The sequence below is a fragment of the Marinobacterium alkalitolerans genome, assembly GCF_017776525.1.
GTDB lineage: Bacteria > Pseudomonadota > Gammaproteobacteria > Pseudomonadales > Balneatricaceae > Marinobacterium > Marinobacterium alkalitolerans.
On the sequence record NZ_JACVEW010000001.1, the window covers coordinates 94,582 to 109,715 of the forward strand.

The window sequence follows — 15,134 nt, forward strand, 5'->3', positions numbered from 1 at the left end:
GGCCATGTCAGAACTATGAAAAATTTCATTTGTATGAAGTGGGGCTCGCTTTATGGCCCTGAGTACGTTAACCGTCTCTATGCCATGGTGCGCAAAAATGCATCTGGACCGATTCGTTTTGTTTGCCTTACGGATAACGCTGCAGGTGTGCGTAATGAAGTTGAATGTTACGGTTGCCCTGAAATACCCCTTCCGGAGCCGCAGTGTCGACTGGGATGGCGTAAGCTGACCCTGTACCGTGAAAGTGAACATTTGTTCGGCCTTGAAGGTGATTGGCTATATCTTGACCTTGATGTGGTGGTATCTGGCAGCCTTGATCCCTTTTTTGAATATATGCCGGAAAAAACATTTGTGGTTATGCAAAACTGGACACAACCCGGCAAGGGGATAGGCAATACGTCGGTTTATCGCTTTCGAGTGGGGGCTGATGCCTATCTGTTTGATCATCTCATTGAGAATCAGGCCGAAATTTTCAAGCAGTATCGTAATTCGCAGACCTATATCTCTCGCACCGTGAAGGAGTTGAACTTCTGGCCAGATGACTGGTGTGTGTTATTCAAAACGCACTGTGTACCCCCTTGGCCAGCCCGCTTTTGGCAGGAGCCTTTATTGCCCCAAGGAGCGAAGGTCGTTGCTTTTCCGGGAGACCCGAATCCACATGATGCCGTGCAGGGGCGTTGGCCCGTGAAAAAAAGCTATAAGAAACTGTACAAGGTGATCCGGCCTGCTCGCTGGATTCGGGACATTTGGGACGACGCTGAGCACAGCTTGACCGATGGCCATTGATATGTCACTGAGCGTACTTGTCCTTGACGAAGGTTCTCCCGGTCATCTTGCTCAGTCAGAGGGTGTGGTTCAGCTGATGCGACGTCAGGGGCTGAATCTGCAGGTGGAGCAAGTACGAGTAAACAACTGCTTGCCAGGTATTCTTCGTGGTCTTCTACGTGCACTGATGTCCCTGCCCTGGTTTAATAACGTAGGCTTGTACCTGACGAGCCGCCTGGAACGGCTACCGCAGTGCAGTCCAGATCTGATTATTTCCAGTGGGGGGAAAAGTGCCTTTGCCAGCTTGGCCTTGAGGCGCCGTTACGGAGCACGCAATGTGTTTGTAGGTGTCCCCGAGCCGTTCCCCGACCACTGGTTTGATCTGATTATTTCACCGGTAAAGCGCCCTTTCGGGGTGCCTTTTCTTGTCAGCGGGCTGATTCCGAACCCGGTGACTCCCAAGCAAGTACAAGCGGCTGGAGAGAATTATTGGCAGCAGGAGTGGCCAGGGGCGCCCTGTTGGTCGATCCTCATCGGTGGCAACAGCAAAAGTCATCACTACAGTGAGCATGACTGGCAATCTCTGGTCAACGGCATTAACGAGCTGGGTAAGCGGCTGGGAATTCGTTGGCTGATCACGACATCGAGGCGGACGCCTGATGAAGTCGAGCAGCTACTGGCCGACCAGGTCGAGCCAGCAGTCGTCGCTGAAATGGTCCTTTATAACAGGAAGCCCAAGCGTGTGGTACAGCCGTTCTTGGCTGCCTCTGAACGTGTTCTTGTGACTCAGGACAGCCTGACCATGGCAAGTGAAGCTTTGTGCAGCGGCCGTCCGGTAACGCTTTTGTCGCCGGAGGTGCTCAAAGTAAAGCCGGGTTCCTTCTTTGCGGAGATGATCGAGTACTTCCCTTGTCTTGAAGGGGTAGAGCGAACGCCGCTGTCCTGTTTGCCTGGCTATCAACCGAGCGTCAACAGTTGCAAGGCAGTTGCCAGCCTTGATTCACTGGGCCCCGAGCTGCTGGAAGCGCTGAAGTTGATCAGGACGCCTCAGCCTCACTGACGGGCTTTCCAGCGATTACATCGTTGAACATCTCTATGTATTGAGTTGCAATGGCTTCACGGCTATAGAGACGGGTGAAGGTATTCAGGCCATTGCGGACAAGACGCTTTCGTAGAGCTTCATTCTCACAGACTTGATTGATTGCTTCGGCCAGTGCTGATACATCGTCGACCTGAACCAGAAGGCCGTCCTCGCCAGGTGTTACCAGCCAAGAGGGGCCCGCAGCTGCAGTGGTTACCAAGGGGACTTGTTGGGCCCAGGCTTCTACTACGACATTACCAAAGGGTTCCTCACGCGAGGGGAATACGCAGATGTCACTTGCCTTGAACAGGTAGCTTGTGTCGCGCCGCCAGCCCAGCAGGTGCACTCGGCCCTGTAGTTTCAGTTCTACAATCAGCTGTTCCAGTTCGCTTTTCAATGGGCCGTCACCAGCGATCAGCAGGCTGGTATTGTCTGTCAGAGCAACTGCCTGAATAAGCGTGTCATGCGCCTTGGCTGGGTGTAACCGACCGAGTGCCAGCAGAACCTTGTGCGAGTCCGGTATGCCATATTGCTGACGGACTTCGTTGCGGGCTTGTGACTCGTCAGTGTCACAGGGGGCAATTTCGCCAAAGTTTGGAATGCATTGAGTTTTGTCAGCAGCAATGCCCTCTTTCTGCAAATAGCGAACAATATCTGGCGTGTTGCCGATCAACCGGTCGCTTTTGCGATATCGTTCAACCCGGTAATAGCCGCCAAGGCGGGCAACGATGGGACAGTAGCCTGTAGGGGCGCGTTTGATGGCACGGCTCATCCAGGTCATCAGTAGGTCAGGTTGCTGGCGGCGTAGCAAGAGATGCAGCCTTGCTCGTCCCAGTAGCTCGTGAAAACCGCGAAAACGAAGCGTATGGATACGAATGTTTGGGTGTTTGGCAAACAGGTGTTCTCGGCGCTCATGTGGCTCAATAACCACGTCTTGGTAAACTCCAGCGTCAGCCAGTGCTATTACCAGTTTCTCAAAAAAGGTCTCTGCACCACCGTTTTGGGTGGACAGCATCAGTTGCATAATGTGCATTGAAGTTCCTTGGTATGGGAGGGGCAAACCTATTCCCTCCAATGTTCCTTTATCCACTCGGCTGGCATGAAGAAGCGCTTCAGGTAGCGAAAGCGTGAGCCTTTGAATCCTCGGCTGAAACAGCTCTTGATATGTGCAATACGGCCTTGGGCCTTAACTTGGTCGGACCAGCGTCCCTGAATCGCATCGGAGGGGTCTGGCTTGCCCGGGAAGATAACAACACGGGTACCTATGGGCAGCTTAGGGGGGCGCAGGTAGCGCAGTGGCCAGGGCCCAAGACAGTCCATTCGGAAATGGCGCACCCAACCACGAGGCCAGAACTTGATACCACCTTTGATGCAGTTGGTGACATAGCGCTGTTCAAACTGATACTTGCCCGCAATACCTTCTGGGTTTTGCTGAAAATTTTCCAGCATGTAACCGTGCCGGCCGATTTCAAAGCGGAAAATCGACGTTTGGCCGAGCCTCTCGAGTGGTTTTACCCAGTTGCGTGCCAAAATAACATCTTCGGGTGCGCCATAGCTGAAGAAAGGATCCAGGCTGCCGGTAATAACCACGTCCAGGTCGATAAAGAGCACAACGCCAGTCAGGTCAAACAGCTTGTGGCCCCATAAAGCGGTTTTGGGCCACTTGCCGGGCGCATTGGTTGGGCGTGGGCATCCCAGTTCCGGTAAACCGCGGCAGACAACTTCTTGACGGATGCCCTCAGAGTCATCGGTCAGGCAGATTACCCTGAAAGGCGGCGTGATATTGCGTTCCACCATTGCGTAGATTCGGTTGACATACTCAGGGCCATAGCGTGTTCCCCATTTTATACAGATAACCTGCTTGATCTGTTCACTCATGCTTGGGTCCTGTGCATATTCAACAGGTTTTCAGACCTGTTTCAGCGTTGACGGTAAAGGTAGTTTTTACCTTGGGGGTGGGTCTTGAAACGTCGATGCACCCACATGTATTGAGCTGGATCCTTGCGAATTGCACGCTCAATCTCCTGGTTGACACGTTTGGCATCAGCCTCTTCATCGCCGCTTGGGAATGAAGTGATAATCGGGAAAAGCTCAAGTTCATAACCTGAATAGTCCGGTAGTCGATGTTGTGCCAGCATTAGAATTGGTGAGCCATTTAATTTGACCATGCGACTTGTGGCCGTGATGGTGGCGGCAGGAACTCCAAAGAAGGGAGCATACACCGAGTGACGGTGCCCGAAATCCTGGTCAGGTGCATACCAGACGATGTGGTTCTGGCGGAGGGCTTTCAGTACTGTACGAATATTAGAGCGCTCGATAACCAGGTCGAAAAAACGTTGGCGACCGCGTGTAATGATCCGCTCCAGCAGAGGGTTGTTATGGCGTCGGTACATGGCGTCAACAGGATAGAAATTTGAAAAAAGCAACCCTCCCAAGTCCAGTGTTGAAAAATGGGCGCCTAACAGAACAACCCCTTTACCTTGAGCCAAGGCAGCATCGAGGTGCTCTCGGCCTTTCAGAGTGACCTTCATGTCAAGACGCTCACGCGGTGTCCACCAGGCCATGGCGGTTTCAAATAAGCCGATACCGTTGTTCACGAAGACCTGACGGACCATGCGAGCTTGAGCCCGGGTATCCAGTTCAGGGAAGCAGAGGCGAATATTGACTCGGGTGACATGTCGGCGATGTGAACTCAGGTAGTAGATTATGTGACCCAGTATTCGGCCCAAGCTGATCTGCCAGCGCCAGGGCAGATGATTCAGCAACCGCAACAGGCCAATGCCAAGCCAGGTAGGCCAGAAAACGGGGGCAGCATAGCTTTCTGAAGAGGTATTTTGACTCACGGGTTCACATGGGGTTTGAGGACAGGTGTCTGAATTGTAAAGCCCTCCATTGGATGCAGCAAACCTGCGTCAAGAGAGTCGGGTCCTGAAGACATCATGTGGCCGTTTGCCATGTCATGTTATGATGCGCGACCAAATGCAGACAGACATACTTAACAGGTAGCAGATGAAGATTGCAGTCGCAGGAACGGGTTATGTCGGGTTGTCCAACGCTGTTCTGCTGGCACAGCATAACGACGTGGTAGCGCTGGACATTGTGCCGGAAAAGGTTGAGCTGCTGAACTCAGGGATATCTCCTATCGAAGACATTGAGATCAGTGAGTATCTTGCTTCTGGCAGGTTGCATCTTCAGGCAACGCTGGACAAAAAGGCGGCCTACGAGGGTGCTGACTTTGTTGTCATTGCTACACCAACGGACTATGACCCTCAGACCAACTATTTCAATACTCGCAGTGTGGAAGCGGTTATCAAGGATGTGCTGAGCATTAATTCTGATGCTGTCATGGTTATCAAATCTACGGTACCCGTTGGCTATACTGCAGAACTCAGGCAGAGACTCAAGGTTGATAACCTGATCTTTTCACCCGAATTTCTGCGCGAGGGCAAGGCGCTTTATGACAACCTGTACCCCTCGAGGATTATTGTTGGTGAGCAGTCAGAGCGTGCCATGCAGTTTGCCGAGCTGCTCAAGCAAGGCGCTCTTAAGAAAGATGTGCCGGTTCTGTTTACGGATTCCACCGAGGCAGAAGCGATAAAGCTCTTCGCGAATACTTACTTGGCAATGCGTGTGGCGTATTTTAATGAGCTTGATACTTATGCTGAAACGCACGGGTTGAACACTCGTCAGATTATCGAGGGTGTAGGACTGGATCCTCGTATCGGCATGCACTACAACAACCCATCATTCGGATATGGTGGTTATTGCCTGCCGAAAGATACCAAACAGCTGCTGGCCAACTATGACCAGGTCCCCAATAACCTTATCCGTGCGATTGTGGACTCAAATACCACTCGTAAGGACTTCATTGCCAGCGCAGTATTGGGCAGAAATCCTGATGTGGTCGGTATTTATCGTCTGGTGATGAAAGCGGGATCGGATAACTTCCGAGCCTCGGCGATTCAAGGTGTTATGAAGCGCCTTAAGGCCAAAGGCGTTGAAGTTGTGGTCTATGAGCCGGTTCTGGAGGATGAACTGTTCTTTAACTCGCGTGTCATCAAGGATTTGGGTGAGTTCAAGCGGATCAGCGACGTCATTATCGCCAATCGCCTGAGTGAGGAAGTGGAGGACTGCGCAGACAAAGTTTACACACGAGACCTGTTTGGCGGGGATTCCTGATGGTGGAACTGAGGTCAAAATGAAAATACTGGTCACAGGTCATGCTGGCTTTATTGGTTTTCACACTGCGCGATGCCTGCTGCAGGCTGGGCACGAAGTAGTCGGTTTCGATAACGTTAATGACTATTATGACACCGAGTTGAAAGAAGCCCGATTGATCGAGTTGGAGCAGGTTGCGGCTGGCTTGGGCTCGGCTTATCGGTCTATTCGGGGAAATCTGGCGGATCGTGCTGCTGTGGAGAGCTGTTTTGATCAGCACTGTTTTGATCGCGTCATTCATTTGGCTGCACAGGCCGGTGTGCGCTATTCAATCGAGAATCCCCACGCTTACGTTGAAAGTAACCTGGTTGGATTTGCCAATGTGCTGGAGTGTTGCCGACAGAAGCGGGTAGAGCACCTGATTTATGCCAGCACCAGTAGTGTCTATGGTGCCAATACCAAAATGCCCTTCAGTGAGCAGGACTCGGCTAACCACCCTGTTCAATTTTATGCGGCAACCAAGCGCTCGAACGAATTAATGGCTCATAGTTACAGTCATTTGTTTCAGCTGCCGACTACAGGCCTGAGGTTTTTCACCGTATATGGTCCTTGGGGGCGGCCGGATATGGCTCCGCACTTGTTTACGAGCAGAATACTCCGAGGGCAGCCAATCCAGGTATTCAACCAGGGCAACCACTCGCGTGATTTCACCTATATTGATGACATAGTGGAAAGTATTATGCGGGTAGCAGACGGGGTCGCGTTACCTGACCCTAACTGGAACAGTGACAGCCCGGCCCCGTCGTGCAGTAGGGCTCCCTATCGCATCTACAATATTGGCAATAGTCATGCAGTGCGGCTTGCGGATTTCATAGCGGCGATTGAGCGTGCTACCGGCAGAACAGCCGTGAAAGAGTACTTGCCATTGCAGCCAGGTGATGTGGCTGACACCTTTGCCGACAGCTCGGCCTTACAGGAGCATATCAATTACAGGCCCTCTACCTCCATAGAGGAGGGCGTTTCACGCTTTGTCCAGTGGTACCGGGAGTATTATGACATCTGAGCAGGATAAGTCGGGACCGGACGCGATGCGCTCGAAAGAAGGGTGGTCAATCTATAAGCGCCTGCTGACATATGTAATGCCATATTGGCCAGCATTTCTGGTCAGTTTTATTGGCTTTGCCATCTACGGTGCAGGCCAGGCGTTATCCGCCAAGTGGCTTGAGCAGGTTGTCGATACTGTGCAGCGAGAGGACTTTGAACAGCGGACATGGCTGGCCTTGGCTGTATTGGGTATTTTTCTGATGCGGGGGGTTGGTACCTTTATCGGCAACTACAGCATCGCTTATGTGGGCCGCGAGACTGTCCATCGGATGCGCTCAGAGGTGTTTGAACATCTGCTGTTTTTGCCATCGCACTTCTACAGCTATCACGCCAGTGGTGAGCTTTTGGCTAAGCTGACATATAACGTCGAACAGGTCACCGGTGCGGTAACCAACGCAATTAAAATCTTCTTGCGTGAGACGCTGACTCTGATCGGCCTGATGGCGTACATGTTTTATTTGAATTGGAAGCTGACATTGATCTTTATCGCGGCAGGCCCCTTGATTGGCCTAGTTGTTTCGATGGCTTCCAAACGAATGCGACGCTTGAGTCGAAGAATTCAGCAGTCAGTGGGTGACATCACTGAGTCAGCTTCTGAAGCGATCAAGGGCTACCAGGTTGTTAGAGTGTTTGGTGGTGCCAGTGCCGAGCGACAGCGCTTTCAGGAGGCTAGCCTGCGCAACAAGCGCCAGTTTATGAAGCTGGTGGTGACTCAGTCGCTGAACACGCCGGTCATTCAAATGCTGATTGCGGTGGCACTGTCTACACTTCTATATCTTGCGATGCATCCGGATGTGATGGGGGACATGACAACAGGAGGATTTGTTGCTTTCCTGACGGCAGCGGGCATGTTGACCAAGCCGGTGCGTCAGTTGACGGATATCAGTGCGATTATTCAGCGCGGTATCGCGGCCGCTGAGAGCCTTTTTGAGGTGTTGGACGAGCCAGTTGAGCAGGACAGAGGGAATCAGCGTCTGGAGAAAGTTGGCGATATTGAGTTTAAGCAGCTCAACTTTACGTACCCCAATACGACCAAGCCTGTATTACGTGATATTTCACTGCGTTTGCCACAAGGCAAAAGCCTGGCGCTGGTTGGCCGCAGTGGCAGTGGAAAGTCGACATTGGCTAGCCTGCTGCCCCGCTTTAATGACGGTTGGGACGGTGAGCTGCTTATAAATGGGGTGCCCGTCGAAAGTTTTACGTTAGCCAGCCTGCGTGACCAGATATCGCTGGTGAACCAAAATGTGGTGCTGTTCAATGGCACCATTGCCGAGAATATCGCTTATGGCGCCATGGCTGGGGCAACAGAGGAACAGATTCTGGCAGCGGCAGAGGCTGCTCATGTCAATGAATTTGCTGCGCGCTTGCCAGACGGCATTCATACACCAGTCGGTGAAAACGGGGTGTTGCTTTCTGGTGGCCAGCGTCAGCGTATTGCTATTGCCAGGGCGATCCTGAAAGATGCGCCGATACTGATTTTGGATGAAGCAACCTCAGCGTTGGATACAGAATCAGAGCGGCACATCCAACAGGCGCTGGAAGAAGTGATGAAGGGGCGCACAACACTGGTGATTGCTCACCGCCTGTCCACCATTGAAAAGGCCGATATTATTGCCGTGATGGATGATGGCAAGGTTGTTGAGCAGGGCTCACATCCTGAGCTGCTTGATCAGCAGGGTGCCTATGCCAAGTTTCACATATTACAATCCGATGTGGACATGGGGTCGTGACACGCCTGGCACAATGGGGTTACAGCCTTTGCTTTTGCCTGCTCACACCGGTTCTGCTGCTGCGTCTCTGGTGGCGCGGCCGCAAGGCGCCCGGCTATCGGCGCAACTGGCACCAGAGGTTGGGGTTGGGGACGGCGATTTCAGAGCCGGTTATCTGGGTGCATGCCGTTTCCGTGGGCGAGACGGTGGCCATCGCGCCGCTGGTCCGCCGACTGATCAAGACCTTTCCGGGCCACCGCATCCTGATCACCAACATGACGCCTACCGGGGCCGAACAGGTCAGAACGCTGTTTGGTGACCGGGTCGAGCAGCGCTTCTGTCCCTGGGACCTGCCCTGGGCGTTGAAGGGCTTTCTGCGCCGAGTAAGGCCGCAGCTGTGCATCATTGTCGAAACCGAGCTCTGGCCCAACCTGGTGCACCAGTGTGACCGTGCAGGGGTGCCGGTGTTGCTGGCGAATGCGCGCCTGTCCGAGCGTTCTGCCCGTGGCTACCGCCGCTTTTCTGCACTCACGGTCCCCATGCTGAACAGGCTCAGCCTGATTGCCGCTCAGGGGCAGGCTGATGCAGACCGCTTTATCGGTCTGGGCATGGCGCCCGAGCGAGTCGTGGTGACCGGCAGCATCAAGTTTGACCTCCAGCCCAACCCGGATCAGGTGGCGGCCGGGCAGGCACTGCGGCAGCGGCTGGGGGCGCACAGACCGGTGCTGATCGGTGCCAGTACCCATGCCGGAGAGGATGAGATTCTGCTGCGCACCTGGCAGCGGCTGCGTGAGCACTACCCCGAGCTTGCCCTGATTCTGGTGCCTCGCCATCCGGAGCGGTTTGATCAGGTGGCGACGCTATGCCATCAGTTCAGCGCAAGGGTGGTCCGTCGCAGCCGTGGCGATGCCGTTGATCCCGGCATTGATATCCTGTTGGGCGACAGCATGGGTGAGCTGATGCTGTTTTACGCTGCCGCCGACATTGCGGTCGTGGGCGGCAGCTTCTCGGGCACGGGCGGGCACAACCCGCTGGAGCCGGCGGCGCTGGGCGTGCCGGTCGTCATGGGGCCCGACTGTTTCAATTTCCAGTCGATCACCGATGCGTTAAGGGATGCCGGCGGGCTTGTCTGTGTGCCTGATGAAGCGGCCCTGGCGGCACGTCTGGACAGGATGCTGGCCGAGCCGAACCGGCGGGCCGAACAGGGGCGTCAGGCGGCTGATTTTGTGGCGGCCAACCGGGGGGCTCTGGCGCGACTGGAAGCCGAAGTGATGCGCCTGTCAGCCCAGCAGTGAATCGAAGTCGAAGGTTTCTCCGGCCTGCTCGCTGAAGGCATCCGTCAGTACCCTGGTCAGCGGGGCACCATCCGAGTCACGCAGCCACTGGCCCTGCTCCGGGCTGTAATCGAAATGGAAGCCGCCATTGCGTGTTGCGACCCAAAGCTGCTTTACCGGGGGCTGACGGGTGAAGATGATCTGGCTGCCGTTCTCACATTTCACCGTCATCATGCCGCCCTGGGTCTCGTAATCCAGATCGCTTTCGGCATCGTCGAGAATCTCTTCGAGCTGTTCCAGGGTGGCGTCCACCCGGGCCATGAATTCGGACTCGGTCATCTGGGCCTCTCTAAGCACATTGAAAACTGGGTGAATGAGTATAACTCAGCCGTGGGCGGTACTCAGCCCTTCGGGCTGCAGGTATAATCGATTCATTCATGGCCCGACATATAACGGGCGTAACCGATTACAAAGGGATTGATGATGCTGAAACGCTGCTGGCCGCTGTTCCTGTTGGGGGCTCTGGTACTGTCGGGATGTGGTCAAAAGGGGCCACTCTACCTGCCCGACGAAACGGCCGAACACCATCAATCACAATGAGAGTTTGCATGGACACTTTTGAATACCAGAACGGCCTGCTGCATGCGGAAGAAGTTTCCCTGAGCAAAATTGCCGAGGAGTTCGGCACCCCGACCTACGTCTATTCGCGTGACGCGCTCGAGCGCGCCTACCTGGATTATGCAGAAGCGCTGGAAGGCCGGGATGCACTGGTCTGCTACGCCGTGAAGGCCAACTCCAACCTGGCGGTGCTGAACGTACTGGCACGGCTGGGCGCGGGTTTCGACATCGTCTCGGCCGGTGAGCTGGAGCGTGTGCTGCGTGCCGGTGGAGACCCCGCCAAGGTGGTCTTTTCCGGCGTTGGCAAGCAGCCGGATGAGATCCGCCGTGCGCTGGAAGCCGGTATCCTCTGCTTCAACATCGAGTCCGATGCCGAGCTGGATCGAGTCAATGCGGTGGCAGGCGAAATGGGCGTGAAAGCGCCGGTCTCCTTTCGCGTGAATCCGGACGTGGATGCCGGTACTCATCCCTATATTTCCACCGGCCTGAAAGAAAACAAGTTCGGTATCGATATTGATACGGCTGTTGAGGTATACCGGCGTGCTGCGGCTTTGCCGCACGTGGACGTGGTCGGAATGGATTGCCACATCGGCAGCCAGCTGACCGAGATCAGCCCGTTTCTGGATGCACTGGACCGATTGCTGGCACTGCTGGATACATTGGCGCAGGAAGGCATCGAAATCGAGCATCTGGATCTGGGCGGTGGTCTGGGCGTCTGCTACACCGATGAACAGCCGCCAAGTGCGGGCGAATATATCGCCGCCGTGCTGGATAAAATGGGCACACGTGGACTCAAGCTGATCTTTGAGCCGGGCCGCTCCATCGCGGCCAATGCCGGCGTTATGCTGACCCGGGTCGAGTTTCTCAAGCAGACCGGCGAGAAGAATTTTGCCATCATCGACGGCGCCATGAACGACCTGATCCGGCCGTCCCTCTACAGCGCCTATCAGGAAATCATCCCGGTTCAGCTGCGCGAAGAAGGCGACACCAAGGCCTGGGATCTGGTGGGACCTGTGTGTGAAACCGGCGACTTCCTCGGCAAGGATCGACAGCTGAACCTGCAGCCCGGCGACCTGCTGGCCGTATGCTCGGCCGGTGCCTACGGCTTTGTCATGGCCTCCAACTACAACACCCGTCCGCGTCCGGCCGAGGTGATGGTGGATGACAACCAGGCCTATCTGGTGCGTGCGCGTGAGAGCCTGAGTGACCTGATGCGCGGCGAGCAGCTGCTGCCGCAGGGCTGAGGGAGGCGTTCGATGCTGGTACGCTTCACCAAAATGCACGGACTGGGCAACGACTTCATGGTCGTGGACGCCCTGTCCCAGCGCGTGCGCATGACGCCCAAAATCGTGCGCAAGCTCGCCGATCGCCATCTGGGAATCGGATTTGATCAGCTGTTGCTGGTCGAACCGCCCAGCCGCCCCGACATGGACTTCCGCTACCGGATCTTCAATGCGGACGGCTCCGAAGTGGAGCACTGCGGGAACGGTGCCCGCTGTTTTGGCCGTTTCGTGCGGGACCGTCGCCTGATCATGAAAGACGAGATCCGGGTCGAGACCGCTCGCGGTCAGGCCGTGATCTACCTGCAGGAAGACCGGCAGGTGGACGTGGATATGGGCGCACCGGAGCTTCGCCCCGCCAATATTCCCTTCCAGGCCGAGCAACAGGCAGCCACCTACACGGTGGATGTTCAGGGGCAGACGGTTGAGCTGAGCGCGGTGTCCATGGGCAACCCGCACGGCGTGCTGGTCGTTGACAGCGTGGATACCGCGCCCGTTGAAACCCTGGGGCCGGCACTGGAGGCGCACCCCCGCTTCCCGCAGAAGGCCAATATCGGCTTTATGGAAGTGGTGAGCCGTAACGAGATTCGACTGCGCGTGTACGAACGAGGTGCCGGCGAAACGCTCGCCTGCGGCACGGGTGCCTGTGCGGCGGTCGTGGCCGGACGGATCCGGGGGTTGCTGGACGAAGAGGTCCGGGTACACCTGCCGGGTGGCGAACTGCGCATTCGCTGGGCCGGCGAGGGCGAACCCTTACGGATGATCGGGCCGGCCACAACCGTTTTTGAAGGACAGATTTACCTATGAACGATGCAAGCGAAGTACTGGAGCAGCCGGAGCTGAGCGCCGATCAGGTGGCGGAGTACCTGTCCCGGCATCCGGACTTTTTCACCGAGCATACCTGGCTGCTGGAAAAGCTGTATGTACCCCATGAACGCGGCACCGCCGTGTCGCTGGTGGAGCGTCAGACCTCCTTCCTGCGTGAACGTAACCAGCAGCTGCACGGACATTTGGCTGAGCTGATCGACGCGGCCAAGTACAACGATGTGCAGTTCGACAAGACCAAGCGCATGGTGCTGGCACTGCTGGAAGCGGCCACGCTCGACGACGTGGCCGTGGCCATTGAGGAAAGCCTGTGCCGTGACTTCTACGGTGACGAGACAGAGCTGCTGCTGTTCAGTGAAAAGGCATTGGCCAGCAACGGTATTCGTACCCTGGCGCGGGCCGAGGATTCACTGGTGCAGCCCCTGATCGAGACCAACCTGCCCAGCTGTGGTCAGCTGTCCGAAGCGATGAATCGGTTCCTGTTTCAGGACCGCAGCGTGAAGGTCCAGTCAGCCGCCGTGGTCCCGCTGGTGAAGGGGGAGACACTGGGCCTGCTGGCGATCGGCAGCCATGACCCCAACTACTTCCAGAGCAGCCAGGGCACCCTGTTCCTGAGCTACGTTGGCGAAGTGCTGAGCCGGGTCCTGTTCCGCATCCTGCAGGGGCAGGAGTGTTAAGATGACAGCGCCGGCCGTTGTCGACTGGCCGACTCATTTCCTGCACTACCTGCGGGTGGAGCGACAGCTTTCCCCGCATACCCTGAACAACTACCGCCGCGACCTGATGCGGCTACAGCAGGTGCTGTCCGAACATCAGTTGCCAGACTGGCAGCAGCTGGACGAAGCGGCACTGCGGTACGCCATTGGTCAGCTGCATGCGGATGGCCTGTCCGGGCGCAGCCTGCAGCGCCTGTTATCCGCGACCCGCGCCTTTTATCGCTTTCTGGCCCGTGAGGGCTGGATGTCACGCAATCCTGCGCTCGCCATTCAGGCCCCCAGGGCGCCACGCCGTCTGCCGCAAACGCTGGATACGGAACAGGTCAGTGCCTTGCTGGAAATTCCCGGTGATGAGCCGCTGGATATCCGCGACCGTGCCATGATGGAGCTGATCTATTCATCCGGCTTGCGTGTGTCCGAGGTGGCAGGCGTGGACCTGCGTGATCTGGACCTGGCGGATGCGGCCATCACGGTACTGGGCAAGGGACAGAAAACACGCCGCCTGCCTCTCGGGCGGTTGGCCGTCAAGGCGATCAGGGACTGGCTGCCGGTGCGCAATACGCTGGCGCGACCGGATGAAACCGCCCTGTTTGTCGGCCAGCGTGGGCGTCGGCTGAGCACCCGTGCGATCGAACAGCGCCTGCAGCAGCGCGGCGCCGAGCAGGGCACTCAGGGGCGGGTGTATCCACACCGATTAAGACACAGCTTTGCCAGCCATCTGCTGGAATCCAGTGGCGACCTGCGTGCCGTACAGGAGTTGCTGGGACATGCCAATATCAGCACCACGCAGATCTATACCCATCTGGACTTCCAGCATCTGATGGACGTTTATGAACAGGCCCACCCACGAGCGAGGCAGAAACAGGATGATTAAGTGCGTGACCTTCGATCTGGACGACACCCTCTGGGCAGTTGACCCGGTGATTCACGAAGCCAACAGGACGTTGTGGGAGTGGCTGGACACCAATGCGCCGCTGTTTACCGGACTCTATCGGCAGGAGGATATGGCCGAGGGCTCGGCGTTGCGCAAGGCGCTGCTGGAACGTCACCCCGAGATTGCACACAGTGTCAGCCTGATCCGTATCAAGCTGCTGGAGCAGGGCTGTATCGAAGCCGGCTATACCGAGGTGGAAGCCATTAACCTGGCCGAGCGCGCCTTTGAGGTGTTCATGCAGGCGCGGCATCAGGTGGAACTGTTTGAGCATGCTCAGGCGATGCTGGAGCAGCTGCGCCGGGAAGGGTTTGTGATCGGGGCGCTGAGCAACGGCAATGCCAGTGTCAGTCAGACCCTGGTAGGGCATCTGTTTGATTTCCAGTTCAATGCCGATACGGTGGGCTATGCCAAGCCGGAGCCCCAGATGTTCCAGCAGGCGTTGCATCATACCGGACTGCGACCGGAACAGGTGGTGCACGTGGGAGATCACCCGATCAACGATGTGCAGGCGGCACGTGAGGTGGGCCTGTGGACGGTGTGGGTCAATCTGCCGGGCCAGCACTGGCCGCAGCCGGGGAATGCGGATGTGCGGGTCAGCTGCCTGTCCGATCTGCCCGCTGCCATTGCCCGCCTGCAACAGCAGTCAGACGGGCGGGCAACGCTCTGAGCC

At 56.3% G+C, this 15,134-nt stretch carries 16 protein-coding genes; 12 read left to right on the forward strand and 4 right to left on the reverse strand.

The window, feature by feature from the left end; all coding sequences use genetic code 11:
• The first annotated feature begins 15 nt into the window (after window positions 1-15).
• Window positions 16-786: a hypothetical protein gene (locus tag H9C73_RS00485; RefSeq protein ID WP_209285810.1), complete on the forward strand. Its 771-nt coding sequence runs from the start codon at window positions 16-18 to the stop codon at window positions 784-786.
• Window positions 776-1,825 (forward strand): ELM1/GtrOC1 family putative glycosyltransferase, encoded by a 1,050-nt coding sequence (locus tag H9C73_RS00490; RefSeq protein WP_209285811.1) that lies wholly within the window; start codon window positions 776-778, stop codon window positions 1,823-1,825. The genes H9C73_RS00485 and H9C73_RS00490 overlap by 11 nt, the downstream gene beginning before the upstream one ends.
• Here H9C73_RS00490 and H9C73_RS00495 read toward each other — a convergent pair.
• Genes H9C73_RS00495 through lpxL form a run of 3 tightly spaced genes read right to left on the reverse strand, consistent with a single transcriptional unit; the run spans window position 1,803 to window position 4,689 of the window.
• Window positions 1,803-2,879 (reverse strand): glycosyltransferase, encoded by a 1,077-nt coding sequence (locus tag H9C73_RS00495; protein ID WP_209285812.1) that lies wholly within the window; start codon window positions 2,877-2,879, stop codon window positions 1,803-1,805. The genes H9C73_RS00490 and H9C73_RS00495 overlap by 23 nt on opposite strands.
• Window positions 2,880-2,908: 29 nt before the next feature.
• Complete coding sequence (locus tag H9C73_RS00500) at window positions 2,909-3,724, reverse strand: hypothetical protein (RefSeq protein WP_209285813.1); 816 nt, start codon at window positions 3,722-3,724, stop codon at window positions 2,909-2,911.
• Window positions 3,725-3,765: 41 nt separating this feature from the next.
• Window positions 3,766-4,689: an LpxL/LpxP family Kdo(2)-lipid IV(A) lauroyl/palmitoleoyl acyltransferase gene (lpxL, locus tag H9C73_RS00505; RefSeq protein WP_209285814.1), complete on the reverse strand. Its 924-nt coding sequence runs from the start codon at window positions 4,687-4,689 to the stop codon at window positions 3,766-3,768.
• 166 nt (window positions 4,690-4,855) lie between these two features.
• Here lpxL and H9C73_RS00510 point away from each other — a divergent pair, with 166 nt between their 5' ends.
• The 4 genes from H9C73_RS00510 to waaA are packed head-to-tail and all read left to right on the forward strand — an operon-like array spanning window position 4,856 to window position 10,112.
• A complete protein-coding gene (locus tag H9C73_RS00510) occupies window positions 4,856-6,025 on the forward strand; it encodes a nucleotide sugar dehydrogenase (RefSeq protein ID WP_209285815.1) in 1,170 nt (389 codons plus the stop codon).
• Between the two features lie 19 nt (window positions 6,026-6,044).
• Complete coding sequence (locus H9C73_RS00515) at window positions 6,045-7,067, forward strand: NAD-dependent epimerase (RefSeq protein WP_209285816.1); 1,023 nt, start codon at window positions 6,045-6,047, stop codon at window positions 7,065-7,067.
• Complete coding sequence (gene msbA, locus H9C73_RS00520; protein ID WP_236013991.1) at window positions 7,057-8,838, forward strand: lipid A export permease/ATP-binding protein MsbA; 1,782 nt, start codon at window positions 7,057-7,059, stop codon at window positions 8,836-8,838. The genes H9C73_RS00515 and msbA overlap by 11 nt, the downstream gene beginning before the upstream one ends.
• The gene (gene waaA / locus H9C73_RS00525) at window positions 8,835-10,112 is read left to right on the forward strand and encodes a lipid IV(A) 3-deoxy-D-manno-octulosonic acid transferase (RefSeq protein ID WP_328797905.1); all 1,278 of its coding nucleotides are present in this window, start codon (window positions 8,835-8,837) and stop codon (window positions 10,110-10,112) included. The genes msbA and waaA overlap by 4 nt, the downstream gene beginning before the upstream one ends.
• Here waaA and cyaY read toward each other — a convergent pair.
• A complete protein-coding gene (gene cyaY / locus H9C73_RS00530; RefSeq protein WP_209285817.1) occupies window positions 10,098-10,430 on the reverse strand; it encodes an iron donor protein CyaY in 333 nt (110 codons plus the stop codon). The two genes, waaA and cyaY, sit on opposite strands and share 15 nt — an antisense overlap.
• A 141-nt stretch (window positions 10,431-10,571) precedes the next feature.
• Between cyaY and lptM the strand changes: the two genes are divergently transcribed.
• From lptM to H9C73_RS00560, 6 genes are read left to right on the forward strand one after another with little or no spacing between them, the layout of a single operon-like run.
• Complete coding sequence (gene lptM / locus H9C73_RS00535; protein WP_456238091.1) at window positions 10,572-10,691, forward strand: LPS translocon maturation chaperone LptM; 120 nt, start codon at window positions 10,572-10,574, stop codon at window positions 10,689-10,691.
• Between the two features lie 8 nt (window positions 10,692-10,699).
• Complete coding sequence (gene lysA, locus H9C73_RS00540; RefSeq protein WP_209285819.1) at window positions 10,700-11,953, forward strand: diaminopimelate decarboxylase; 1,254 nt, start codon at window positions 10,700-10,702, stop codon at window positions 11,951-11,953.
• Window positions 11,954-11,965: 12 nt separating this feature from the next.
• Window positions 11,966-12,796, forward strand: a complete 831-nt coding sequence (dapF, locus tag H9C73_RS00545) for a diaminopimelate epimerase (RefSeq protein ID WP_209285820.1) — start codon at window positions 11,966-11,968, stop codon at window positions 12,794-12,796.
• Complete coding sequence (locus H9C73_RS00550; protein WP_209285821.1) at window positions 12,793-13,491, forward strand: DUF484 family protein; 699 nt, start codon at window positions 12,793-12,795, stop codon at window positions 13,489-13,491. The genes dapF and H9C73_RS00550 overlap by 4 nt, the downstream gene beginning before the upstream one ends.
• Before the next feature lies 1 nt (window position 13,492).
• A complete protein-coding gene (xerC, locus tag H9C73_RS00555) occupies window positions 13,493-14,404 on the forward strand; it encodes a tyrosine recombinase XerC (protein WP_209285822.1) in 912 nt (303 codons plus the stop codon).
• 4 nt (window positions 14,405-14,408) lie between these two features.
• A complete protein-coding gene (locus tag H9C73_RS00560) occupies window positions 14,409-15,131 on the forward strand; it encodes an HAD family hydrolase (protein ID WP_328797908.1) in 723 nt (240 codons plus the stop codon).
• Window positions 15,132-15,134 lie beyond the last annotated feature (3 nt).

Bases quoted from the DNA above. Each gene is read 5' to 3' on its own strand.
- H9C73_RS00485 (WP_209285810.1), top strand. From the start codon at position 16: ATGAAAAATTTCATTTGTATGAAGTGGGGCTCGCTTTATGGCCCTGAG.
- H9C73_RS00490 (WP_209285811.1), top strand. From the start codon at position 776: ATGGCCATTGATATGTCACTGAGCGTACTTGTCCTTGACGAAGGTTCT.
- H9C73_RS00495 (WP_209285812.1), bottom strand. From the start codon at position 2,879: ATGCACATTATGCAACTGATGCTGTCCACCCAAAACGGTGGTGCAGAG.
- H9C73_RS00500 (WP_209285813.1), bottom strand. From the start codon at position 3,724: ATGAGTGAACAGATCAAGCAGGTTATCTGTATAAAATGGGGAACACGC.
- H9C73_RS00510 (WP_209285815.1), top strand. From the start codon at position 4,856: ATGAAGATTGCAGTCGCAGGAACGGGTTATGTCGGGTTGTCCAACGCT.
- H9C73_RS00515 (WP_209285816.1), top strand. From the start codon at position 6,045: ATGAAAATACTGGTCACAGGTCATGCTGGCTTTATTGGTTTTCACACT.
- msbA (WP_236013991.1), top strand. From the start codon at position 7,057: ATGACATCTGAGCAGGATAAGTCGGGACCGGACGCGATGCGCTCGAAA.
- cyaY (WP_209285817.1), bottom strand. From the start codon at position 10,430: ATGACCGAGTCCGAATTCATGGCCCGGGTGGACGCCACCCTGGAACAG.
- lptM (WP_456238091.1), top strand. From the start codon at position 10,572: ATGATGCTGAAACGCTGCTGGCCGCTGTTCCTGTTGGGGGCTCTGGTA.
- lysA (WP_209285819.1), top strand. From the start codon at position 10,700: ATGGACACTTTTGAATACCAGAACGGCCTGCTGCATGCGGAAGAAGTT.
- dapF (WP_209285820.1), top strand. From the start codon at position 11,966: ATGCTGGTACGCTTCACCAAAATGCACGGACTGGGCAACGACTTCATG.
- H9C73_RS00550 (WP_209285821.1), top strand. From the start codon at position 12,793: ATGAACGATGCAAGCGAAGTACTGGAGCAGCCGGAGCTGAGCGCCGAT.
- xerC (WP_209285822.1), top strand. From the start codon at position 13,493: ATGACAGCGCCGGCCGTTGTCGACTGGCCGACTCATTTCCTGCACTAC.